This is a genomic window from Erwinia sp. 009765445 (assembly GCF_058137865.1).
In genome coordinates, this window is sequence record NZ_JBYUWC010000001.1 from 248,311 (window position 1) to 271,470 (window position 23,160).

General features: G+C 54.8%; 21 protein-coding genes. 1 reads left to right on the top strand and 20 read right to left on the bottom strand.

All coding sequences use genetic code 11. The annotated features are described in order from the left end of the window. Positions 1 to 156: 156 nt before the first annotated feature. The 20 genes from cheZ to AC3Y5R_RS01215 all read right to left on the bottom strand — a co-directional run bounded on the left by cheZ (position 157) and on the right by AC3Y5R_RS01215 (position 22,113). A complete protein-coding gene (gene cheZ, locus AC3Y5R_RS01120; RefSeq protein WP_489919777.1) occupies positions 157 to 801 on the bottom strand; it encodes a protein phosphatase CheZ in 645 nt (214 codons plus the stop codon). Positions 802 to 810: 9 nt separating this feature from the next. Beyond that, a complete protein-coding gene (gene cheY, locus AC3Y5R_RS01125; RefSeq protein WP_489919778.1) occupies positions 811 to 1,200 on the bottom strand; it encodes a chemotaxis response regulator CheY in 390 nt (129 codons plus the stop codon). A 42-nt stretch (positions 1,201 to 1,242) separates the two neighbouring features. Beyond that, positions 1,243 to 2,292: a protein-glutamate methylesterase/protein-glutamine glutaminase gene (locus AC3Y5R_RS01130; protein ID WP_158784807.1), complete on the bottom strand. Its 1,050-nt coding sequence runs from the start codon at positions 2,290 to 2,292 to the stop codon at positions 1,243 to 1,245. Beyond that, a complete protein-coding gene (gene cheR, locus AC3Y5R_RS01135; protein ID WP_489919779.1) occupies positions 2,292 to 3,164 on the bottom strand; it encodes a protein-glutamate O-methyltransferase CheR in 873 nt (290 codons plus the stop codon). Before cheR ends, AC3Y5R_RS01130 begins: the two co-directional genes overlap by 1 nt. Before the next feature lie 25 nt (positions 3,165 to 3,189). Continuing rightward, positions 3,190 to 4,797, bottom strand: a complete 1,608-nt coding sequence (locus tag AC3Y5R_RS01140) for a methyl-accepting chemotaxis protein (RefSeq protein WP_489919780.1) — start codon at positions 4,795 to 4,797, stop codon at positions 3,190 to 3,192. A gap of 48 nt (positions 4,798 to 4,845) precedes the next feature. Beyond that, a complete protein-coding gene (locus AC3Y5R_RS01145) occupies positions 4,846 to 6,525 on the bottom strand; it encodes a methyl-accepting chemotaxis protein (protein ID WP_489919781.1) in 1,680 nt (559 codons plus the stop codon). 199 nt (positions 6,526 to 6,724) lie between these two features. Next, a complete protein-coding gene (locus AC3Y5R_RS01150; protein WP_489919782.1) occupies positions 6,725 to 8,392 on the bottom strand; it encodes a methyl-accepting chemotaxis protein in 1,668 nt (555 codons plus the stop codon). A gap of 200 nt (positions 8,393 to 8,592) precedes the next feature. Next, the gene (gene cheW / locus AC3Y5R_RS01155; protein ID WP_489919783.1) at positions 8,593 to 9,090 is read right to left on the bottom strand and encodes a chemotaxis protein CheW; all 498 of its coding nucleotides are present in this window, start codon (positions 9,088 to 9,090) and stop codon (positions 8,593 to 8,595) included. 24 nt (positions 9,091 to 9,114) lie between these two features. Then, the gene (gene cheA, locus AC3Y5R_RS01160; RefSeq protein WP_489919919.1) at positions 9,115 to 11,100 is read right to left on the bottom strand and encodes a chemotaxis protein CheA; all 1,986 of its coding nucleotides are present in this window, start codon (positions 11,098 to 11,100) and stop codon (positions 9,115 to 9,117) included. A 10-nt stretch (positions 11,101 to 11,110) separates the two neighbouring features. Then, entirely contained in the window at positions 11,111 to 12,154 is a 1,044-nt protein-coding gene (gene motB, locus AC3Y5R_RS01165) for a flagellar motor protein MotB (RefSeq protein ID WP_489919784.1), read from the bottom strand. Then, positions 12,151 to 13,038, bottom strand: a complete 888-nt coding sequence (gene motA / locus AC3Y5R_RS01170) for a flagellar motor stator protein MotA (protein ID WP_489919785.1) — start codon at positions 13,036 to 13,038, stop codon at positions 12,151 to 12,153. The genes motB and motA overlap by 4 nt, the downstream gene beginning before the upstream one ends. Before the next feature lie 132 nt (positions 13,039 to 13,170). After that, complete coding sequence (gene flhC / locus AC3Y5R_RS01175) at positions 13,171 to 13,749, bottom strand: flagellar transcriptional regulator FlhC (RefSeq protein ID WP_158784798.1); 579 nt, start codon at positions 13,747 to 13,749, stop codon at positions 13,171 to 13,173. Beyond that, the gene (gene flhD / locus AC3Y5R_RS01180) at positions 13,749 to 14,102 is read right to left on the bottom strand and encodes a flagellar transcriptional regulator FlhD (protein ID WP_158784797.1); all 354 of its coding nucleotides are present in this window, start codon (positions 14,100 to 14,102) and stop codon (positions 13,749 to 13,751) included. The genes flhC and flhD overlap by 1 nt, the downstream gene beginning before the upstream one ends. A gap of 743 nt (positions 14,103 to 14,845) precedes the next feature. Then, the gene (locus AC3Y5R_RS01185; protein WP_489919786.1) at positions 14,846 to 15,025 is read right to left on the bottom strand and encodes a hypothetical protein; all 180 of its coding nucleotides are present in this window, start codon (positions 15,023 to 15,025) and stop codon (positions 14,846 to 14,848) included. 3 nt (positions 15,026 to 15,028) lie between these two features. Next, positions 15,029 to 16,459: an alpha,alpha-trehalose-phosphate synthase gene (gene otsA / locus AC3Y5R_RS01190; RefSeq protein WP_489919787.1), complete on the bottom strand. Its 1,431-nt coding sequence runs from the start codon at positions 16,457 to 16,459 to the stop codon at positions 15,029 to 15,031. 27 nt (positions 16,460 to 16,486) lie between these two features. After that, positions 16,487 to 17,272: a trehalose-phosphatase gene (gene otsB, locus AC3Y5R_RS01195; RefSeq protein ID WP_489919788.1), complete on the bottom strand. Its 786-nt coding sequence runs from the start codon at positions 17,270 to 17,272 to the stop codon at positions 16,487 to 16,489. Between the two features lie 365 nt (positions 17,273 to 17,637). Continuing rightward, the gene (locus tag AC3Y5R_RS01200; RefSeq protein WP_489919789.1) at positions 17,638 to 18,819 is read right to left on the bottom strand and encodes an HD-GYP domain-containing protein; all 1,182 of its coding nucleotides are present in this window, start codon (positions 18,817 to 18,819) and stop codon (positions 17,638 to 17,640) included. Positions 18,820 to 19,076: 257 nt separating this feature from the next. After that, a complete protein-coding gene (locus AC3Y5R_RS01205) occupies positions 19,077 to 19,511 on the bottom strand; it encodes a hypothetical protein (RefSeq protein ID WP_489919790.1) in 435 nt (144 codons plus the stop codon). Between the two features lie 289 nt (positions 19,512 to 19,800). Beyond that, the gene (locus tag AC3Y5R_RS01210) at positions 19,801 to 20,703 is read right to left on the bottom strand and encodes a MurR/RpiR family transcriptional regulator (protein WP_489919791.1); all 903 of its coding nucleotides are present in this window, start codon (positions 20,701 to 20,703) and stop codon (positions 19,801 to 19,803) included. Positions 20,704 to 20,733: 30 nt separating this feature from the next. Next, positions 20,734 to 22,113 (bottom strand): aminotransferase-like domain-containing protein, encoded by a 1,380-nt coding sequence (locus AC3Y5R_RS01215; protein WP_489919792.1) that lies wholly within the window; start codon positions 22,111 to 22,113, stop codon positions 20,734 to 20,736. Between the two features lie 96 nt (positions 22,114 to 22,209). On the opposite strand from AC3Y5R_RS01215, the gene AC3Y5R_RS01220 reads away from it, so the two are divergent. Next, positions 22,210 to 23,100, top strand: coding sequence for a DMT family transporter (locus AC3Y5R_RS01220; RefSeq protein ID WP_489919920.1), 891 nt, complete (start codon positions 22,210 to 22,212; stop codon positions 23,098 to 23,100). Positions 23,101 to 23,160 lie beyond the last annotated feature (60 nt).

Here is a 23,160-nt window from a genome sequence, read left to right on the forward strand (position 1 = left end):
AGCCGCCAGGCCGGGGGGAATCCCGACCTGGCGGCTTGATTATTCGAAGGGCACGTTCTCAACATGGGCGGAATAAATTCCCCCCTTACAACTGATTGGTTTAGCCTTCATGCGGCAAATTTATTCACCCCGAACAAGTTATGTGCACCGCCAGAATCAGAACCCGAGGCTGTCCAGCAGGTCATCGACCTGATCCTGGTTTGCCACGACGCCAGGCGCGGTACCGTTGATCTGTGGGCCGTTGAGCAGGCTGTCAGCATCCTTTTTCGGACGCACGGGCTGTTCCGGCATGTTCTCCAGTAACACCATCAGCAGCTGGCGCTCAATTTCCTGGATCACATCCATCATGCGTTTGATCACCTGCCCGGTGAGGTCCTGGAAATCCTGTGCCATCATGATTTCCATCAGCTGGGCATTGGTAAAGCCAGTGTGCCCCGGCACGGATTCCAGATAACCACGGGTATCCGAAACCAGAGAGCGGGCATCTGCCAGTTCGATGGGATTTTCAAACCACTCATCCCAGCGCCCTTTCAGCGCCTTCGCTCCATCTTCCATCAGTGTCTGACGTGGTTGCGCAGCCTCCACGCAGTTCAGAGCACGTTCGGCCGCCTGAGCGGTCATTTGCACAACGTAATCCAGGCGATCGCGGGCGTCGGGAATGGCTTCCGCCGCTTCAGCAATGGCCTGATCCAGTCCCAGCTCACGCAGGCTGTCGCGCAGCATCCGCGTCAGCGAACCAATTCGGGAGATAATGTCGTGCGCCGGATCCGCATCAACACTCGGTTTCGGAAGTTCGCTCATCTCGGCTCCTTACATACCCAGTTTTTCGAAGATCTTACCTAACTTCTCTTCAAGGGTGGCAGCAGTAAAAGGTTTAACAACATAGCCACTGGCACCCGCCTGAGCAGCCGCAATAATGTTCTCTTTCTTCGCTTCTGCCGTCACCATCAGCACCGGCAGCTTGCCCAGCGTGCCGTCGGCACGAATGGTCTGCAGCAGTTCCAGGCCGTCCATGTTGGGCATGTTCCAGTCGGAGATCACGAAGTCGTACCCCCCCGCGCGCAGCTTGGTCAGTGCATCAACACCGTCTTCTGCTTCTTCAACGTTGTTGAAGCCGAGTTCTTTCAACAGGTTCCGGACGATGCGACGCATGGTGTTAAAGTCGTCGACCACCAGAAACCGCATATTTTTATCAGCCATACTTACTCCTGTTTTTTGTAGCCCCGCGGGACGGGCGCTGCGTTAGATACGTAATGCCTGTCCGGCGCTAATTTTTGCCAGCATGTGCTGACTGATTTGGTGGAGATCCACCACTTCACTGGCTCCCCCGAGGGCGATGGCCTCACGGGGCATGCCAAAGACCACACAGCTCGCTTCGTTCTGCGCGATGGTCCAGGCCCCGGCCTTGTTCATTGCCAGCAGGCCTGCCGCCCCATCGTTGCCCATGCCGGTCAGGATCACCCCAACGGCGTTACGGCCCGCATACTGCGCCACTGATTTGAACAACACGTCCACCGACGGCTTATGACGGTTCACCGGCGGCCCTTCATTCAGTTTTACCTGGTAGTTGGCCCCGCTTCGGGACAGCTCCAGATGCATCGCGCCAGGGGCGATATAGGCATGGCCTGGTAAGATACGCTCACCATCTTCTGCCTCTTTCACCGTGATCTGGCACAGCTTGTTCAGTCGCTCGGCAAACGAGCGGGTAAAGCCTGGTGGCATATGCTGAGTGATCAGCAGCGCCGGGCTGGTTGCCGGTAGAGGCTGCAGCACATGCCTGATGGCTTCGGTACCACCGGTTGAGGCGCCAATCGCAATCAGTTTCTCACTACTCAGCAGCGGTCCGGCTTTCAGCATCACCGGTGCAGGCATTGGCCCACGGGCGTGCAGTTTGGCTCTGGAAGCCGCGCGAACCTTATCGGCAATCATCTGGCTGTAGGCCAGCATGCCCTCGCGAATGCCCAGAGAAGGTTTGGTGACAAAGTCCACCGCACCCAGCTCCAGCGCCCGCAGCGTCACTTCCGATCCTTTCCCGGTCAGTGAGGAGACCATCACCACCGGCATCGGACGCAACCGCATCAGTTTTTCCAGAAAATCCAGTCCGTCCATCCGCGGCATTTCAACATCCAGCGTCAGCACATCAGGATTGAATTCTTTAATTAAATCCCTTGCCACCAGTGGATCGGGTGCGGAGGCAACCATTTCCATGTCCGAATGACTGTTGATGATTTCCGTCATCAGCTGACGCATCAGTGCGGAATCGTCAACACATAACACTCTGATTTTGCCCATTATCTATCCTTAGTCAGTCCGTAGACCGTCTGGCCGCGCAGATAAAACTCTTTGCTAATCTGGCTGAAGTTCTCCGAATGCCCGGCAAACAAAATGCCTCCGGGTTTCAGCAGCGGTACAAAACGCCGCAGAATCTTCTCTTGTGTCTCTTTATCGAAATAGATCATCACGTTGCGACAGAAAATCGCATCAAACGGGCCGGGCAGCGCCCAGTCGTTCGCCAGCAGGTTTAGCTGCGCAAAAGCGATCGAGTTCGCCAGCTCCGGACGCACGCGAACCATGCCTGAATGCGGGCCGGTACCGCGGAAGAAAAAGCGCTGCAGCTGCTGTGGGGACAGCGTGCGAAGCTCCTCCTGCCGGTATACGCCAGCCAGTGCTTTTTCCAGCACCTGGGTGTCGATGTCCGTGGCGTGAACCTGGTACTTGCCCGGTCCACTACCCAACGTTTCACTCAGCGTCATGGCAATGGAATAAGGTTCCTCGCCAGTTGACGCCGCCGCACACCAGACGTTAAAGCTGCCACTGCGACGTTTGGCATGATCTGCCAGAATCGGAAAGTGGTGCGCCTCACGGAAAAATGCCGTCAGGTTGGTGGTCAGTGAGTTAACAAAAGCCTGCCATTCCGGGCTGTTAATATCGTTTTCCAACAGCGCAAGGTAACGACCAAAATCGTCGATGCCCAACATCCGCAACCTGCGCACCAGGCGGTTGTAAACCATTTCCCGCTTGTGATCGGCGAGAACGATACCTGCCCGCTGATAAATCAACTGACTGATACGCTTAAAATGCGTATCCGATAACGGCAGGCGCTGGACCATCTGAGCCAGCAGCGTTGCGTTTTCGGGCGGTGCTAACAACGTCGATTTTTTCATGTAATACCACCCTGCAAAGTACAGATTAAGGGGTTAAAACAAGGTTATTTTCCCTGAATGCCTGTACGGCGACCTGCTCCGGCTTGTCTGCATCGAGCGAGAACTTCCTCACTGCCCCGGTGAGATGATCGGCCTGTGATTCAAGTGCTTCCGTTGCTGCTGCCGCTTCCTCTACCAGCGCGGCGTTCTGCTGCGTGACCTGGTCCATCTGACTGACCGCGAGGGCAACCTGTTCGATGCCGCTACGCTGCTCATCAGAGGCAGAGGCGATCTCGCCCATGATGTCGTTCACCCTTGCCACCGAGCGGACAATTTCGTCCATGGTTTCACCGGCTGAGGCCACCTGAACCGATCCCTGGTCCACACGACTGACCGATTCTTCGATCAGCACTTTAATTTCTTTGGCCGCCTGAGCGCTGCGCTGTGCAAGATTGCGGACTTCACCGGCCACCACCGCAAACCCTCTTCCCTGTTCTCCGGCCCGTGCCGCTTCAACTGCAGCGTTGAGTGCCAGGATATTAGTCTGGAACGCGATGCCGTCGATCACGCCGGTAATGTCACCAATCTTCTTCGAACTGCGGGCAATCTCACTCATGGTGTTCACCACGTCGCTGGTAAGCGCACCGCCTTTAAGAGCGGTGGTGGAAGCCTCTCTGGCCAGCTGCGAAGCCTGGCGGGCATTCTCAGCATTACCGGTCACCGTGGCCGTGAGCTGCTCCATGCTGGCTGCCGTTTCCGCCAGCGAGGCTGCCTGTTGCTCGGTGCGTGACGACAAATCATTGTTGCCTGACGCAATCTCCCGGATGCCGGTTTGCATCGCATGCGTGCCATCTCGTACGCTGCTGACCGTGCCCGCCAGAGAAGCCTGCATCGCCTGCAAACTGGCAAACAGCTGGCCCAGTTCGTTGCGCCCCTCAACGGTAATCTCCCCCGCCAGGTTACCCGAGGCGATGCGCTCAAAGTGTCCGCGCATCAGGGCCAGCGGCGCGATAACCGCTTTTCTGACCCACCACATACCCGCCATTGTCACCAGCAGTGACAGCGCCACGGTGACAATGAAAATAATCTTAGACTGAGCGTAAAAACCCTGCCCTGCCTCGCTGGCGTGCTGGCGCAGCTGGTCGATATGCACCATCCACTGGTTGTACTCAGCCTGAAACTTGTCCTGCTTACCCTGTGTCGGAGAGTCCAGAAAATCCTGCAGCTGGAAGTTCTGCAGGTAAACAATCAGATGGGCCAGCTCCTGCGAGTAATTGTCATATTCGACCTTTATCGCTTTCTTAAGCTGAGCGCCTTCCGGCGTCACCACCCCGATAGCTTCGAACTGCTTATAAGCATTATCGGCAGCATCCAGATCTTCCTGAGCCTTTGCCATCAAACTTGTTATCTGATCGCGTGGCAGGCTCAGTGCCGCGCGGGTTCCGGCACGACTTAATGTCACGCGGGCGCTCAATAACTCAGCCCAGGTCTGACCGAGCGCGTCGCGCTGGTTGCCGCTGACTTCAACGTCGTGCAGATTACGGGCATCCAGACGAAATGAGTTAAATGACAGACCGTTGCCAACAATCTGCATGATACAAAACAGGCCGAGCAGAAAGATGATGGTGGTAGCAATGCGAAGCCGACTGATCATCAAAGTCTCCAGGTTTTGCCGCCCAACGCGGGCGGCAAAAAAATAGTGTTAAAAGGTTTCCCAGTTGTCACTGGACACCGGTGCAGCCAGCGCTTTGCGCGGGGCAACAGCAGGTGTCAGCAGGACGTTTTTATTGCTCTTAGTGCTGTTAACGGCCTGGATGACATTTTCTTTACGTACGCGAAACACTGCGACAGCCTGAGACAACCTGCTGGCCTGTTCTTCCAGCGCGGCAGCAGCAGCAGCGGACTCCTCCACCAGCGAGGCGTTCTGCTGGGTGACGCGGTCCATCTCGGTCACGGCAGTGCCTACCTGATCGATGCCGCGGCTCTGTTCGTCAGAAGCCGAGGCGATTTCGCCCATAATGTCGGTCACACGGGTCACGGCACTGACGATATCCGCCATCGTTTCACCGGCGCTTTCCACCAGCACTGAGCCGGTATCAACTCGCGCCACCGAGTCTTCAATCAGGCCTTTAATCTCTTTTGCCGCCTGGGCACTGCGTTGCGCCAGGTTACGTACTTCCCCGGCCACCACAGCAAATCCTCGGCCCTGTTCACCGGCACGCGCAGCCTCCACGGCGGCGTTCAGGGCGAGGATGTTGGTCTGGAAAGCAATGCCGTCAATCACGCTGGTGATATCAGCAATTTTCTTGGAGCTTCCGGCGATGTCGTTCATGGTTTTCACCACGCCATCCACCACTTTGCCGCCCCTCTGCGCGGTTTCCGAAGCGCTGAGCGCCAGCTTAGAAGCCTGACGTGCGTTCTCGGCGTTCTGCTTCACGGTGGCGGTTAACTGCTCCATGCTGGCAGCGGTCTCTTCCAGCGAGGCTGCCTGCTGCTCGGTACGCGAAGAGAGATCGTTATTCCCGGCCGAGATTTCGCTGGCACCGGTATAGATCGCATCTGAGCCATCGCGAACATCGCTGACCGTACGCACCAGGGACTGCTGCATATCGCGCAGGCTTTCTGCCAGTTGGGTCATCTCGTTGCGGCCATCCACCTCAATCGACTGGGTCAGGTCGCCACTGGCGATTTGACGGATATGGTCGATGTTGGTTTTCAGCGGACGCAGCAGGATTTTATAGATCCCGCGCCACGCCACAGCGATGACCGTCAGCAAGATCAGCAGCACGCCCAGCAGCGTCCATATAGTACGCTGCCAGGCATCCTGGTTAGCCTGGATCCCTTTTGCCGTCAGCTGGTTATTGGTTTCCAGCCACTCGTTGTAGATTTTATCGAAGTGGTCCTGATAGCTCTGCGTTGGCTGGGCAACGAAGTCGTTAAATCGGCCGTTTTGCATCATCCCAATCAGCTGAGACAGCGCGTCATGCAACTGCAGATAACTCGCCTGCAGCGCTTTCACGTTCTCTGCCGTTTTACCGTTTTCCGACATGTTGGCATTGAACACCGCCAGCGATTTATCCGCCAGATCGAGGTCGCTCTGCGCCTCGGTCAGCAGCTCTTTCACCGTGGCGCCCGAACCTGACTGATTAGCATCCAGCAGATAGCGGATACCGGCCCGGTTCAGCGTGTTGCGGGCCTGAACCAGCGAGATCCACGAGCTACCCATTGCCTGCTGCAAAACGCGCAGGCGCTGGTTGAAAGCAAAATTCTCTTTATCACTGTGTACCGTCTGGAAAAACAACCCACCGGTACCCAGCTGCAGAACAGCAAATAACACCAGCACGCATACCAGGCCAGTGACAACTTTTACACGCTTGAACATAACTACCTCTGTACAGGGCCAATTGGCTCTGTTATCGGCAGTCTGACCGGGATCTTTATCACAGAATCCACCGATTGCCGGGCGAAAGAGGATTCTGAAGTGCAACTCATCATCATGGGTGGAAGCGATTCCGGCCCTGCATGCGTGCAGCTCTCATCAGCAGGGGGGAGAAGTGATTGGTCCCCTGCCTTTTCAGTACTCAAAAGGTTTCCCAGTTACCCTGGTCTGCAACCGCTGCTGCGGCGGCTTTGCGCATCACTGGCTGAGCCGTCTTACGCACTGCAGGCGCTGCAGGTTTGATCCCCTGTTCTTTGCGCACGCGGAACACGGCAACAGACTGGGTCAGACGGCTGGCCTGCTCTTCCAGCGCGGCGGCAGCGGTGGCGGACTCTTCCACCAGCGAGGCGTTCTGCTGGGTGACGCGGTCCATTTCCGTTACGGCAGTGCCGACCTGGTCGATACCACGGCTCTGTTCATCAGACGCAGAGGCAATTTCGCCCATGATGTCGGTGACGCGGGTGACCGCATTGACGATATCGCTCATGGTTTCACCTGCCGTGCCGACCAGCACTGAACCGCTGTCCACGCGGGACACAGAGTCTTCGATCAGGCTCTTGATCTCTTTCGCCGCCTGGGCGCTGCGCTGGGCCAGATTGCGCACTTCACCGGCGACCACAGCAAACCCACGGCCCTGCTCACCGGCCCGCGCAGCTTCTACGGCGGCGTTCAGAGCCAGGATATTAGTCTGGAAGGCAATGCCGTCAATCACGCTGGTAATATCGGCAATTTTCTTCGAACTCCCGGCAATATCGCTCATGGTTTTCACCACTCCATCGACCACTTTGCCACCTTTCAGAGCCGTTTCAGAAGCACTGAGTGCCAGCTGGGAAGCCTGACGGGCGTTCTCGGCGTTCTGCTTCACGGTGGCCGTTAGCTGCTCCATGCTGGCAGCGGTCTCCTCCAGCGAAGCAGCCTGCTGCTCGGTACGGGCTGACAGGTCGTTGTTACCTGCGGCGATTTCACTGGCCCCGGTGTATATGGCGTCAGAGCCATCGCGCACGTCGCTGACGGTACGCACCAGAGCCTGCTGCATCTCCAGCAGACTGGCTGCCAGCTGGGTCATCTCGTTGCGCCCTTCCACGCTGATGTTGTGCGTCAGATCGCCGCTGGCGATATGGCTGATGTGCGCAATATTCTGCTGGAGCGGTTTGATTAATATGCTGCGCAGGCCGATCCAGCACAGCGCAATCAGGCCAATTACCAGCACCATCACCGCGCCGATCACCCACAACATTTTGCTGTACGCTGCCTGGTTATCCACCACACCCTGCCGGGTGATCACGCCCAGTGCATCACGCCAGCTGGTGTAAGCCTCCTGAACATCATTCTGCTTCTGCTCAATATTCAGTTTGTCCATCTCATCCAGCTGCTTGCTGTCCATCAGGGCCAGCATTTGTGTCAGAGCTTTGCCATAGCTGTCGTAATCTTTTTCCATACGCTCGACAATTTTCGGATCGATCCCTTTGGTATCCGGAATTGCCTGGTACAGTGCGAAAGACTTATCCGCAGCGGCCAGCATTTTTTTCGCTGTGCCGTTAATCTCACTCAGCGCAGTACTGCTGCCACTGTCTGATTTTTCAGTCTGCAGCTGCAGCATGCCGCTGCTAAGAGCAATACGGGTTTGGTTCAGAGCCATCAATGCGTCCGTAAAGGCCGACATGTTGTCACTCGAATTTTGGGCAACGGAAAAGCTGTTTTTATCGCCGGTCAGCGCATTGATAAATAATCCCCCTGCCAGCAGCTGCAGTGAACCAAATACCAGCATCACTAACAGCAGGCTGGTGACGACCTTAATACGTTTGAACATAATGGACCCTTGGTGTGTATAAGTGGCTCAACACTGGATCTATCGGCAGGTTTTAGCGGAAACTTTATGTGGCGTGAATCAGAATTTGTGGATAAATATTTTACTTTAAATATCAATGACGGATGATTACTTCAACGATCTGCAAGGATACAAAGGCCGATCTCTCGATCGGCCTTAATCGTTTGTCCCTTCTACAACACTTATGCGCTGCGCAGGGTGTCCATCAGCGCCATTTCTTCGCTGTTCAGCAGCTTCTCAATATCCACCAGGATCAGCATACGCTCGCCGAGCGCACCCAGACCGGTCAGATATTCGGTGGACATGGTCACCGCGAATTCCGGAGAAGGACGGATTTGCTCGTGCGTCAGTGACAGCACATCCGACACGCCATCCACCACTATACCCACCACACGCGCTTCAAGATTCAGCACGATCACCACCGTGTTGTCGTTATAGTCCACATCCGGCTGAGCAAACTTAATGCGCAGATCGATGATTGGTACGATAACACCGCGCAGGTTAGTGACGCCTTTAATGAATGAAGGCGTGTTAGCGATGCGGGTCACCTGATCGTAACCGCGGATCTCCTGCACCTTAAGAATATCAATACCGTACTCTTCGTCACCCAGTGTGAACACCAGGAACTCCTGCCCTACGGTTTCGCCAGCAAGTTTAGTGACAGTTGCCATTCCAGTCATAGTTCTACCCTTAATCGGTTAAAGTCAGGCTGCGGCTCCGGCCACACGCTTTTCACGGTTGAGCGATTGCAGAGCCGACACATCGACGATCAGCGCCACGCTGCCATCACCGAGGATGGTCGCCGCCGAAATGCCCGGAACTTTGCGATAGTTGCTTTCCAGATTCTTTACCACCACCTGGTGCTGACCAATCAGCTGGTCAACCAGCAGCGCATAACGTTTACCCGCGCTCTGCAGGATCACCACGATGCCCTGAGTGGCTTCGGTTTTTGCACCCTGTACATCAAAGACATTCCACAGCTCGACCAGCGGCAGGTATTCGCCACGGACTTCCAGCACGCGCTCGCCTCCGGCCAGCGGATGCAGGTCATCAGCCAGCGGCTGCAGTGATTCCATCACCGCGTTCAGCGGCAGGATAAACACTTCATCAGCCACGCGGACTGACATGCCGTCGAGGATTGCCAGCGTCAGCGGCAGCAGGATACGGATGGTGGTGCCTTTGCCCTGTTTAGAGGCAATTTCCACGTGGCCGCCCATCTCCTGGATGTTACGTTTCACCACGTCCATGCCCACGCCACGGCCGGAGACGTCTGTCACCTGCTCGGCTGTGGAGAAGCCCGGGGCAAAGATCAGCATGCCGACCTCTTCGTCGCTCATGGCGTCGCTGACCGGCAAGCCAGAAGAGAGCGCCTTCGCCAGAATGCGTTCGCGGTTCAGACCGGCACCGTCATCGACCACTTCGATGCAGATGTTGCCGCCCTGATGTTCCGCAGAAAGCGTCAGGTTGCCCACCGCATCTTTGCCCGCAGCCAGACGTTTGTCCGGGGATTCAATCCCGTGATCCAGGCTGTTACGCACCAGGTGCGTTAATGGGTCCATGATGCGTTCAATCAGGCTCTTGTCGAGTTCAGTTGAGCTGCCCTGCAGCGTCAGCTCCACTTCTTTACCGAGCTTGCTGGCAAGGTCGCGTACCAGACGAGGGAAGCGACTGAAGACGTATTCCATCGGCATCATACGAATTGACATCACCGATTCCTGCAGGTCGCGGGCGTTACGCTCCAGCTGTCCCATGCTGTTCAGCAGATCGCCGTGCGCCACCGGGTCCAGCTCGCCAGAACGCTGAGCCAGCATCGACTGGGTGATCACCAGCTCACCGACCAGGTTGATCAGCTGGTCAACTTTTTCCACCGCAACGCGGATGCTGGTAGATTCGCTGGCTTTGGCTGCCGCCGGTTTTTTCACGGCTTCACGCTTCACCGCCGGGGTGATATCGGTGACCGTAGCCAGTTCAGGCTCAGGAGTGGCTGCCACTTCGGCTTTCGCAACCTCTTCCGCCGCCGGAGCCGCGCCAGCATTGAGGAATTTAATCTGCGACTCTTCAATGACAAAGCACAGCACCGCCACGATATCGTCCGGGCTGACAGAGGAGTCCAGCGTCACCTCAACGGAGGTTTCCCCTTTTACCACATCAGAAACCGTGCCCAGGTTCCCCAGCTCTTCCAGCATCAGCGGAATTTCCGTTGCCTTCAGGTCAACCAGCGCCAGGCGCAGGCCACCCGCAGCCACTTCAGGCGCGGCGGGTTGCTCAGCAGCCAGCGTTTTTGGTGGAGCAATCACTTCACCCCTGGCTTCCAGAGCCAGCTGGCGCAGGGCCTGACAGATGTATTCAAACGTCGCGGCATTCGGTTCCGTGGCGGTTTTATAGGCATCCAGCTGTTCCTGCATAATATCTTTGGTTTCCAAAAACAGGTTGATGATATCGGTGCTCAGCTGCATTTCACCGCGGCGGGCACCGTCGAGGATGTTTTCCAGAATGTGCGTGGTTTCCTGTAAAACAGTGAAACCAAAAGTACCCGCCCCGCCTTTGATCGAGTGGGCCGCGCGGAAGATAGCGTTCATCTGCTCCGCATCTGGTTCCTGCGGGTCTAACCCCAGCAGGTGTTGTTCCATGTCGGCCAGTAACTCATCGGCCTCATCGAAAAACGTCTGATAAAAATCGCTGATATCCATGCTCACGGTATCACCTCTGCTGTGAGTCGCGACCGGTCTGGGCAGCTGGCGCGTCTGGCCGTCCTGAGGAGAATGCCCCCGGAACGTCCTGAGTACCTGCCGTCCCAGCCTTTGGTGGTTGAGGGGCTGGGTTATTGTTGGCACCGGACGGTATCGCCGGTGCCGCTATCTCTTTAAGGCTCGCCGGATCGTCGCCGCTTAGCTGCACGGCGTCACTCTCCGAGTTTTCCTTCTCAATCTGCATTTCGGTGTCATGGTTCAACACCAGCAGGCTGATCCGGCGGTTAACGGCATCATTCGCGCCGCGGTTTTTCAACTTCATGGTGTCAGCCATGCCGAGAACCCGCAGCATCTTGCCGCTATCCAGCCCGCCCGTTACCAGCTCACGGCGTGAGGCGTTGGCACGATCGGTTGACAATTCCCAGTTGCTGTATCCACGGTCACCGTTGGCATACTGGAAATCATCCGTGTGTCCCGCCAGGCTGATTTTGTTCGGAATATCGTTAAGGATCGGCGCAATAGCCCGCAGAATGTCCCGCATGTACGGTTCCACCTCTGCACTGCCGGTCTTAAACATCGGCCGGTTCTGGCTGTCGATAATCTGAATGCGCAGTCCTTCTTCCACCATGTTGATGATCAAGTGCGGACGCAGCGCCTTCAGTCGGGGATCGGCTTCAATCAGCTGATCCAGCTTTTCGCGCAGGCGGTTCAGCCGAATGTCATCCAGCTTGCGTTTCTGCGCGTCCATATCGACAACTTTTTGCACTTCACCTTTCTTCTGGGTTGGGTCTTCGCCACCGCCAGGGATTACGCTCACGCTCTCACTGCTGCGGGTGCCTCCGGTCAGAGCCACTCTCAACGGTGTTTTAAAATACTCAGCAATGCTCACCCGCTCCGCCGGTGTGGAGATTGAAATCAGCCACATCACCATGAAGAACGCCATCAATGCAGTCATGAAGTCGGCATAAGCAATCTTCCATGACCCATGCCCACCTTCATGGCCTTTGTGCTTCTTTTTCTTAACCAGAATAATGGGGTGATTGTTATGCTTCATGCGTCTTGATCCGAAGTCTGTTTCGCTGGTGATTTGGCGTTACGGACGTGCTCCTCCAGTTCGGTAAACGACGGTCGGTCTGTTGAGTAGAGTGTCTTACGGCCAAACTCAACGGCGATTTGCGGCGCATAACCATTCAGACTTGAGAGCAACGTTACTTTGATGCACTGCATCATCTTGGTGGTTTCCGCACATTTCTGCCGCAGAACACCGCTCAGAGGTGAAATAAAACCGTACGCCAGCAGGATCCCGAGGAATGTCCCCACCATCGCATGCGCCACCGAAGCACCCAGTTCTGCCGCAGGACGGTCAGCAGCAGCCAGCGTATGCACCACCCCCATTACCGCCGCGACGATACCGAATGCCGGAAGGGAGTCCCCTACCGTTTGCAGCGCCGTTGCCGGCACTTCGCACTCATGCTCGTAAGTTTCAATTTCCTCGTCCATCAGCGCTTCGATCTCAAAGGCGTTCATATTGCCGCTGACCATCAGACGCAAATAGTCGGTAATAAAGTCCACTAATCTACTATCGGCAAGAATGCGCGGGTAATTAGCGAAAATTTCACTCTCTTTTGGGCTTTCAATATCGCCTTCCAGCGATAACATGCCCTGCTGACGGGATTTCGCCATCAGGCGATACAGCAGAGCCATCAGATCCATATAGACAGATTTATTATATTTAGCACCACGCATTAACAGCGGTAGGGATTTCATGGTGGCTTTAATTGCTTTACCACTATTCCCCACAATAAATGCGCCAATACCTGCCCCACCAATTATCAGCAGTTCGGAGGGCTGATAAAGCGCCCCCATATGGCCGCCTACCATTGCATAGCCGCCCAACACCGACCCGAGAACCAGGATGTACCCCAAAATAATTAACACAATAAATCCTTACGTCTGCTGACGTGTGGGTGGAAGATGACCAGATTGCGTCAGGTTAGTTGGCCTGCGTGGGCAAAAAAAAAGCAGCGGTTAAATTACCGCTGCTGGATTCATTCCACGTGGCGAACTTAATTAAACGGCTTGTTTAACCTGTTCATCCAGCAGTTGTGAAATGTTATCGGCAGATTCCGGGAGAAGTTTACGTCTTTTTACCGCTCGTGATGGCGGCTGGCACAGGCTGCAGACAAAACTGCCAACAGGCTGATGCGCGTGGTTAATAAAGCTGCCACCGCAGCATTTGCAGTCGGACAGTTCGAGCATTCCACTCTCAACAAACCGGACTAAGGTCCAGGCACGGGTCAGCGCCAACAGCGGGCCTTCGTCCTGTTGCGGGCACTGCTCAAGGTACAGGCGATAGGCCTTGATCACAGCCTCCACGCCCTTACTCAGCCCGCTTTTGAGTAAAAACTGCCAGGCATTACAGAACATTGAAGCATGAATATTCTGCTCCCATGTCATAAACCAGTCGGTAGAAAATGGCAGCATGCCTTTTGGTGGCGGACTGCCGCGCAGTTCTTTGTAAAGTTTAATTAAACGGCCGCGGCTCAGTTGCGTTTCGCTTTCTAACATTTGCAGACGTGCACCCAGCGAAATTAACTCCATCGCCAGCTGTATATCACGTGCTTCCTGAACAATACTTTTCTCGCTCATTAACTCGCCCTCTTTTTCGGCAACTCGTCGGCTTTCTCCGACACGTTGCGTAATAAACGGCTTGATAACAGAATGCCGGTGTGGATTTGCTGTAAATCGTCCACGCGGGATTCCTGCGTTAAGCGGGTAATCGTATTGTGATCGTTAAAGCGGAACTGACAAACCAGCTGATTGGTTTCGGCCAGTTTTACCATTTCAGGTAAGGTTAACTGAGACAGCGCATCAGCCATCGCTTCGTCGATACCCAGACGGAACATAGCAGAAGCTTTTTCCTGGTTAATTAGACGTTGTGCAAGCAATAAATATGACAAGTTGATGTCGTAAATATGTTTGAGTAATTCTGATGTACCCATTTTTTATCCATCCTGACTGACGCTACATAAACGTTTGCGGATTGCGCCGCTACCTTGGTTGCTGGTTGGTAAATCTAAAGATGGCAAAAAATTTAGTGGCAGAAGCCAAACGTTTGCGAAGCTGATGGCTACCAAAATGGTGGCCTAACAGAAAGTAGTCATTAACTCATTTTGCCAGTTACTGCTCCTGAGTATCTCCTCTTCCCTGACATCATCCTTTCCTGTTTCGGCTCCCGTTTTAGGACTATTCCGAAAACAACGCAACTTTATCTGCTCTAATTTTTGGATACAACGAGAGCCAGGACAAATTTTAGATAAAGTGTGATACAGATCACACTTTTAGGGCAAATTTGACAAAAAAACCCTTCAGGAAAGCTGTTGATTAGTTCACTAACTAACCAAATTGGGCACTTTATGTTAATTTTTAACCTTCAGCATACATTTTCAAATGAAAACGATTCTTTTTACGCAGATTAAACGGAACGGTGACGTGATTTAGATCAAAATTAGAGTAAGTATCCGAATTTACAAAAATATACAGCATTAAATTCTGTATATTGCAGTTATGATACGTGTGAAAAGTAATCACAGAATGTGACTATCGTTAGGCAATACGATCGGTGAAATGTGACATAACGCAGGTTTTTATCAGGAAGTGTTTGTCTTTTGTAAGCCGCGCCAAGCTTGTGTTTAGAGCATGCCAGGAGATGTAACTGACGATTACATTAGTGATGTGAATGTTTTCACACAGGTTTTGCCCCTGCAGGGTTAGTATCGGCACGGCGTGCTGATTCTTGAGTAAAAAGGCGCATTTTTACCATTTTTTCTTTTAACTGGCCCTTATATCGCTCTTTTTGTCTTCCCAGGATTCCTAAAGTCAAATAAAAAAGGCGATCTGAGATCGCCCTTTTTTTAGCTGGCATGCATTATGCTAGTCGCGGATAGGTGGCAACTTTGTTGGCCTCCCCCTGCTCCTTGCTGCGGGCCGGTATCGCCTGCAAATCCTTCAGGTAGGTTTTGCGCCAGTGGGTAATATCGTTTCTGCGCAGCACTGCCATCATGTCGTTATACCGTGAAATACGTTCATTCAGCGGCATGGTTGCCGCCTGATTCAATGCTGCAGCCACTTCGCCACGATCGTAAGGGTTCACAATCAGCGCTGAAGTCAGTTCATTGGCTGCCCCGGCAAAACGTGATAGCACCAGTACGCCCGGGTCCTTAGGGTTCTGAGCGGCAATATACTCCTTCGCCACCAGGTTCATGCCGTCGCGCAGGGGCGTCACCAGACCGATGTCCGTCAGGCGGAAAATTTTCATCAGCAGGCGGCGATCAAAGTGCTGGTTCAGGTAATAGAGCGGCGTCCAGCCCAGCGTGCCGTATTTGCCGTTAATTCGTCCGGCTTCGGTCTCCAGCTGGTGGCGGATATCCTGATAGGCCTGCACATCCCCACGGGAAGTTGGAGCAATCTGAGAATAGCGAATCTTCCCGCGATGCTCCGGATAGTTTTCCAGCAGCTCTTCATAAGCCAGAAAACGCTCCGGCAGCCCTTTGGAATAATCCAGCCGCTCGCAGGCAATAATGTTCTTGGCATCCCCGAGATCTTTCTTCATCGCCGCCATCTTCGGTGGCAGCGGGCCTTCCGCCATCTCTTTAATGCTGTCCGGCTCTATCCCGATGGGGTAAACCTCAGTGGTGAAGTGGTTGCCAAAGGCGGTGTGTTGTTTTCCTTTGGTCTGCACCAGCGTCAGCAGCGACAGGCATTCCAGGAAGGCGGTACGGTCGTTTTCCGTCTGGAAGCCCAGCAGATCGTAATCACACAGCATCTCCAGCAGCTCACTGTGCGGTGGCAGTGCGTTAAAGATTTCCGGGGTCGGGAACGGAATATGCAGGAAGAAACCAATGCGGTTATTGACGCCCAGCTCGCGCAGCTCGGCGGCGAACGGCAGCAGATGATAGTCATGGATCCACAGAATATCATCCGGTTCAAGCAGTGGCAGCAGGCGTTTCGCCAGCATTTTATTGACGCTGCAGTACCCTTCCCAGGCTTCCCGCTGGAAATTGACCAGATCCAGCCGGTAGTGAAACGCAGGCCAGATTACGGCATTGGAAAATTGCAGGTAATAAAGATCGTAATCGTTCTGGTTCAGCCCAAAAGAGGCGTAGGTGACGCTGTCCTGTTCGAACAGGTTCATCTCTTCGTCATCCTCGCCGATTTCATTGATTTCGCCGTTCCAGCCAAACCACAATCCTCCGGTGGTTTTCAGCGCGTCCATGATACCAACGGTGAGACCGCCTGCGCTGGCTTTCGATCCATCGGGTACAGCGATGCGGTTAGATACGACTACTAAACGACTCATAACCTTTGACTCCTCGACCTTAGATTTTTAGTCTTGATCTAATTGTAATAGCGTTTGTTCCAGCCAGTGGTAAACAGCGTCAACATCCCGCAGGCGATACACTGCGTCAGTCTGGCCCTCTCCCACTTTGACTGTGATACCCTCCATGGCATTGACCGCTTTAAATGCTGCTTCATCGGTCAAATCATCACCAAGAAAAACCGGCGTTCTGCCGGTAAAGGGAGCCTGCTGCATAAATGCGGCAATGGCCGCCCCTTTATTGACACCTTTCGGTTTAATTTCCACCACGCATTTGCCGGGTTGCAGCGTCAGCATCGGGAAGCGTTCGATCGCTGATTCAGCCAGCGCCAGAACGTCCTGCTGAAAGTGTTCCGCGCGGCGATAGTGCAGCGCAAAGGCCATGCCTTTCGTTTCCAGCTGCGTATCCGGCAGGGCGGCCATCGCCTCGCTCAGCAGCGAAGAGAGCGACTCAGCCACATTCTCCGGCAGTGAGAGGCGTTCAATCTGATCAGCAGCATCACGGCGTTCTGCACCATGGACGCCAGCCAGAGGAAGGTGCAACGGCGAGACCAGCTCATCCAGCTCGCTTATCGGGCGGCCGGAAACCAGTGCCACGGCACCGTCACTCAGCTCCACCAGCCGCTGTAAATTGCCGAGGGTCTTTTCCGGAATAAAGACTTCATCCGGTCGCGACTGAATCGCCGCCAGGGTACCATCAACGTCGAAAAAGAGAGCATAGCGACCAGTCGGAGATAAGGGGGGCACGGACTCGTTCTGGGTATTCACAGTATTCCTCCTGATTAGATGTGTCATAGCGATACGTTCATCAGGCTGTTGCTGCGGCCCAAATTGCGCGGGCATGGGGGGGAGACTGGCGGGACTTATGGTGTCAGATATCATCAGATTACTGGTTCTGTTTTTTCCCTGTCAGCACTGCACGGCAGGTGCTGCCGGACTCCCCTTATTGCCCGGTACGCAACAACTTCAGCTTTCAGTATAGTCGCTGATCCGGGCTCTGCCAGACCAGCAGCCACAGCAGTCTGTTGCGGGATTGTTAAGAGTGGCAAATAACGGCAGAGAAAGATACAGGAAAAAGATGAAAGACATCTGACAACTACTGGAAAATACAGAAAAACCAGAAGTCAGGGATGCGGGACGTTGCGCCCTTGCAAAAAACCTCAGGCGACTGGCTTCATCCACAGAGAATCGACGTTGACTCCACTCCAGCACGCTGACTCTTCGGGACCGGCAATGCTGTCCCAGCAGTAGCGGTCTGCCAGGTCAACAATCTCCGGACAGAGAGACTGATTGGTTACCAGCGAATAAAAGACACAGACTTTAGGCTGCAACAGTGACCCCACGCCAGGTTCTGCCACCACAGCCACCCGTCCCGATGCCAGACGCACGACCGAGCCGACCGGATAGATCCCCACCGCCTTTACAAAGGCATAGAAGATTTTGCGGTCAAAGTGCCCTTCCGAGCTGGCCATCTGGTGCATGGCGTTGGCCGGATTCCAGCCCGCCTTATACGGCCGGTTGGAAGTAACCGCATCATACACGTCGCAGACCGCAGCCATCCGCGCCAGCAGCGAAATCTCTTTGCCCTTCAGACCATGCGGATAGCCGCTGCCATTCATTTTTTCATGATGATGCAGCGCCACGTCCAGCAGATCTTCCCTGGCTCCACTTTTCCTCAGCAGCGCCTCTCCAGGCACCGGATGCTGTTTCATGACTTCAAACTCCGGGCCGGTCAGCTTGCCGGGCTTATTGAGGATTGCCAGCGAGATCCCCGCTTTGCCCACGTCATGCAGCAGCCCGGTAGTCCCGGCGCGGCGGATCTGCTCCTCGTCCAGCGCCAACTGACGCGCCAGCGAAACCATCAGCGCGCAAATCGCCACAGAGTGCAGGTAGGTATAGTCATCGTGCGTTTTCAGGCGCACCACGCTTAGCAGTGCCGCCGGATGGCGGCTGATCGATCCGCCGATTTCATCCACCAGCGGCAGCGCGCTGACCGTGTCGATGGTTCTGCCCAGCCGTGCATCGCTGAACATATCCATCACCTGCCCTTTGGCATTCAGACAAATTGCCTGGGCCTGCTCAATCTCCTGATACATACCGCCCGATTCTGCGGCCACTCCAGGCAGCTCAGGTTCATCCAGTGCTGCCACGAGTTCCAGCCCGCGCCCTTTATCCAGGTCGATCCAGACTTCTTTAATGTCGTTTTCCACGATGCTGTTAATTTGTTGCTGGGTAGTAAGCAACATAGCGTTATGAACCAGGGGATCTTTCAGCCAGAAAACCTCCAGCTTGTGGACGTACATCCCGGTTCGCAACTCATGGGTCTGAACTTTTATTATCATTCTGACTCTCCCGGGTTTCCTGCCGGTTCCTCCATTCAGCACAGGTATCGGCCAGACCTTTGAAACCTTCAGGTGGGGGTGACGCTTAAACGCATCATTTACTAAATTTTTACATTTCAGCAATATTGTTGAGGGAAATGAGAGCAAATGAGCCCACCCACAGCTATCACTGCCAGGGGCAGTACACGCCGTCAGACCAAAGCCCCCTTTAGCATGCAGATAATGAAATCAGTGAGTGGGAAATGAAGCGCACTGAATTACTGTCTATTTTCCTGTTGCAGATAATCCGTCAGGAAAAATTGTGCATTCCCTTCTTCAGAAAGTTCTTTATTAAAACAGACGTTATAACTCTCTGCTTCACCGGGAAGATAAAGTTCACCCCGGTTATTACCCGTAATGATCAGTGCAACGTATTTCTTGCCATCAACCATGACGGAATAATCCCGGCGCTTGCCTTTTTTATCCACGTCCATCAGCTGGATTTTATTCTTCCAGGCATGGTCAATTTGCGTTATCTGTACCAGTGCTTTATGTTCATCCGGATGACCATAGCGCAGCGTCCAGACCTGAATCCCCTGTTCCCCACTCCATGCATGGACATTGTCAGCCACCTCTGGGCGGGTTGTCGTTGCTGCTGCGCTGCCCTGCGCGGCACTCAGAACCAGTAAAGCAACGGTGAATATCCTTAACATAACTTCTCCTTTTCATCATTTTCAACTTGCAGATAATGTTGACCGGGCGAAATCCGGCACGGGTATTTTATTGTTTGCAGGTTTTCTCTGACCACTCTGAAAGAGGTTTTATTATTTCAGGGCACAATATAACAAAGCCATTTTAAAAATAAAGCCGTCTTTTTTTTAAAAATGGTGTCATGAAAATATTATTATTCTGTCAGGGTGTTATTATTTTCTGTTACGTTTTAATGTTATTAAAACAAATCAGAGAAACGTTTATTTCTGCCAGTGATTCCTGACGGAGTTCTCAGCACCCATTTTTTCGCGGTTTAGTCAGGGAGTTGCTCAGTTCGTACAACCGGTTAACACTCTTCACTGGCAGTTCAGGCGCTGATGCGGCGAGGGCAAGTACAAGGATTTCCAGGCAAATCATCGGCGTGCCATGCACCGGGATTTTTTCCGCCTCGGCGCTGCGGGGGATCAGGATCACCGTGTCAGCAACGTTAACAAACGCTGCGTCCGGCGTACCGGTCAGCAAAATAATGCTGATGCCAAGCCGCTGCGCCTCTTCAACCGTCGTCGTTCCTTCCCGGTGCGCACTGCGCTGTGCCATCATGATCAGCACATCGCCCTTATTCATACCGATTAGCTGTTCGCTCAAAGCCGCCCCGGTACGGTTAAGCACATAGGCGGGCGTGCCGTTTCGGTTGAACAAGCGGGCGGCGTAATCTGCCAGCAGTGACGAGGCACCGATCCCAAAAACCGCCACCCGCTTTGCCGCTTTAAGCAGAGCAGTGGCGCGAGAAATCGCCTCACGGTTAGCGTCAGAGGCCAGCATCTCGCAGCTGATAAGATAGCTTTTCAGCACGAAATCAATGCTGGAGTTGCTGTCCGCCGTCAGCGCGCTGACCGTCGTGGCCATTCTCGCCGAGGTGCTGAGCGTTTCATCCAGCCACGCCGCCAGCACATTTTTCAGATCCCGCAGCCCGGAAAACCCCAGAGCCTGAATAGCCCGGATCACCGTGGCATCGGAAGTCTGGGTGTCAGCCGCAATTTCAATCGCCGTTTTATGCAGCACTTCCCCCCGATGCCGATCGATATACTGCGCAACGCTAAACAGGCGGGGTGAAAGCTCATGCTGGCGGGCGCGAAAACGCTCGCCATACAGATCGTGACGCTTGCGGCTGGAAGAGACGGTTGAAGTATTCACATCGGGCCCGGGTAGTTAAATGAGAACAGTTTACATCAGGGCGCTGGCCAGCACGGAAAATATTCGTGCATTCTCAGACTGCGAGACGTTAAAGCGCAGGAAATCTCCGGCGCTCTGCGACTGGCTGAAGGAGTTACCCGGAGCCAGTACCACGCCGTTTTGCAGACAGTGGCGGGACACGCTGACCGCATCGGCCCCCTGCGGTAAACGACACCACAGAAACATGCCTGAGGAGGGAAGCAGCCACGGAGTTATGCCGATTTGCGCAAGCTGCTGAGCTGTTCGCGCTCTCGCCTGTGCCAGCCTGACCCGCACCGACTCCATATGTCGCCGGTAGCCACTGTCGGTCAGCGCAGCCAGCAGCAGCTCAGCGGCCAGCCCTCCTCCCGCAAAGCTGGTAGCGATTTTGAGATCGATCAGGCTTTCAATCCAGTCAGCCCGGGCGGCAATGTAACCACAGCGCAAAGAGGCGGAGACCGTTTTGGAAAAGCTGCCAATCTGGATCACGCGCAACAGGCCGTCAAAGGCGGCCAGCCTTGGCGCGGGGCTGACCTCAAAATCGGCAAAGATATCATCTTCAACAATCACCAGGTTTGAGGTTTCTGCCAGCTTCAGCACGCGGTGAGCAGTCACCGGCGAGAGCACGGCCCCGGTTGGATTATGAATGCCGGAATTGGTGATATACATCCGTGGCGAATGCTCCTGCAGCGCAGAGGCAAAAGCGTCGGTGTCCGGCCCGCTGGGAGTGTAAGGCACGCCCACCACGTTCACCCGGTGCGCCTTCAGCAGAGCGTGGAAGTTAAAGTAGCAGGGATCGTCCACCAACACCGTATCACCCGGCTCCAGCAGAAAGCGGCAAATCAGATCGATGGCCTGCGTCCCCGATTCAGTCAGCATCATCTGCGGTGCGGAAGTTTCCACTCCCGCTACCGCCAGCCTGCGCAGCAAAAACTGACGCAGTCCGGGATGGCCTGCCGGGGTGGCATAGTCGGTCAGGGTCGCGCCCGCAGTTCTCGCCACGCTGCGCAATGCCCGCCGGATCCCCTCTTCATACATCCATGATGAAGGCAGCCAGCCACAGCCCGGTTTGAGGCTGCCGGGTTCACTGTCCAGTGACTGCCGGGAGACCCATAAAGGATCGATATCCCGGTCAAGCTGTGGGCCGAGCCGTGCCAGTGCCAGCGGGGCAACCGGGCCGGTAACAAAGAAACCCGCACCAGGCCTGGCGATGATGGCATTCTCCGCCGCCAGCCTCTCATAGGCTTCCACTACGGTGGAAACAGATACCTGCAGCGTACGGGCCTGCGCACGGACGGATGGCAACCGCGTTCCGGGCAGATAAGTGCGACCGGCGATTTTAGTGCGGACTTCTGCCATTACGGCATCAATACGGGTCAGAGGCTGAACCATCCACTTTCTCCCGAAGTGTACTGCCTTTTATAGCAATACAGTTTCTTTAAATTGTACTGCACTGTAGCTGGTCTGCCGCTGCGGCTCAATGCTTTACTGGTGTCAGGTAAACAGGAGAGAAGAATGAAGAGTACAACCAGTGGCTGGATCAACGGTTTTTTGGGTATCACTATTTTTGCCGGTTCGCTACCAGCCACCCGGGCGGCGGTCAGCGATCTCAACCCGACGTTTCTGACCTGTGCCAGAGCCAGCGTGGCGGCGCTGCTGGCAGCGATCCTGCTGATCGCGCTGCGACAACGCCTGCCGGGCAGAGAAACAGTGTTGCCGCTGTTGGTGACTGCTCTGGGCGTGGTGGTGGGCTTCCCGCTGCTGACCTCACTGGCTTTACAGCATGTTTCCTCTGCCCACTCCATCGTGTTTATCGGCCTGCTACCGTTGTGTACCGCCATTTTCGCCGTGCTGCGCGGTGGCGAGCGGCCCCGTCCGGCTTTCTGGCTGTTCTCACTGGCGGGCAGCACGGTGGTGGCCGGTTATGCCCTGTTCAGCGAAACCTCCGGCTCTTCCATTGGGGATCTGTACATGCTGGTCTCGGTAATTGTCTGCGGGCTGGGCTATGCCGAAGGTGCCCGGCTCTCCCGCAGTCTTGGCGGCTGGCAGGTGATCAGTTGGGCACTGGTGCTGTCACTGCCGGTGATGCTTCCTCTTGCCCTGCTGACGCTACCTGTTTCTTTCAACAAAGTCAGCACTCCTGCGTGGATCGGCTTTGCCTATGTCTCGGTGTTCAGCATGCTGATTGGTTTTATCTTCTGGTACCGCGGGCTGGCGCTGGGGGGCATTGCTGCCGTGGGCCAGCTCCAGCTGTTTCAGCCCTTTATGGCACTGGGACTGGCCGCCCTGTTGCTGCATGAAACCGTCAGCTGGATGATGCTGGCGGTGAGTCTGGCTGCTGTCCTCTGCGTTGCCGGGGCGAAAAAATTCGCCGGATAAGCCCTGCGGCTCCGGCCCGTTTCAGCACCGACCTTCAGCGTCATCTATCCTTTAAGGTCT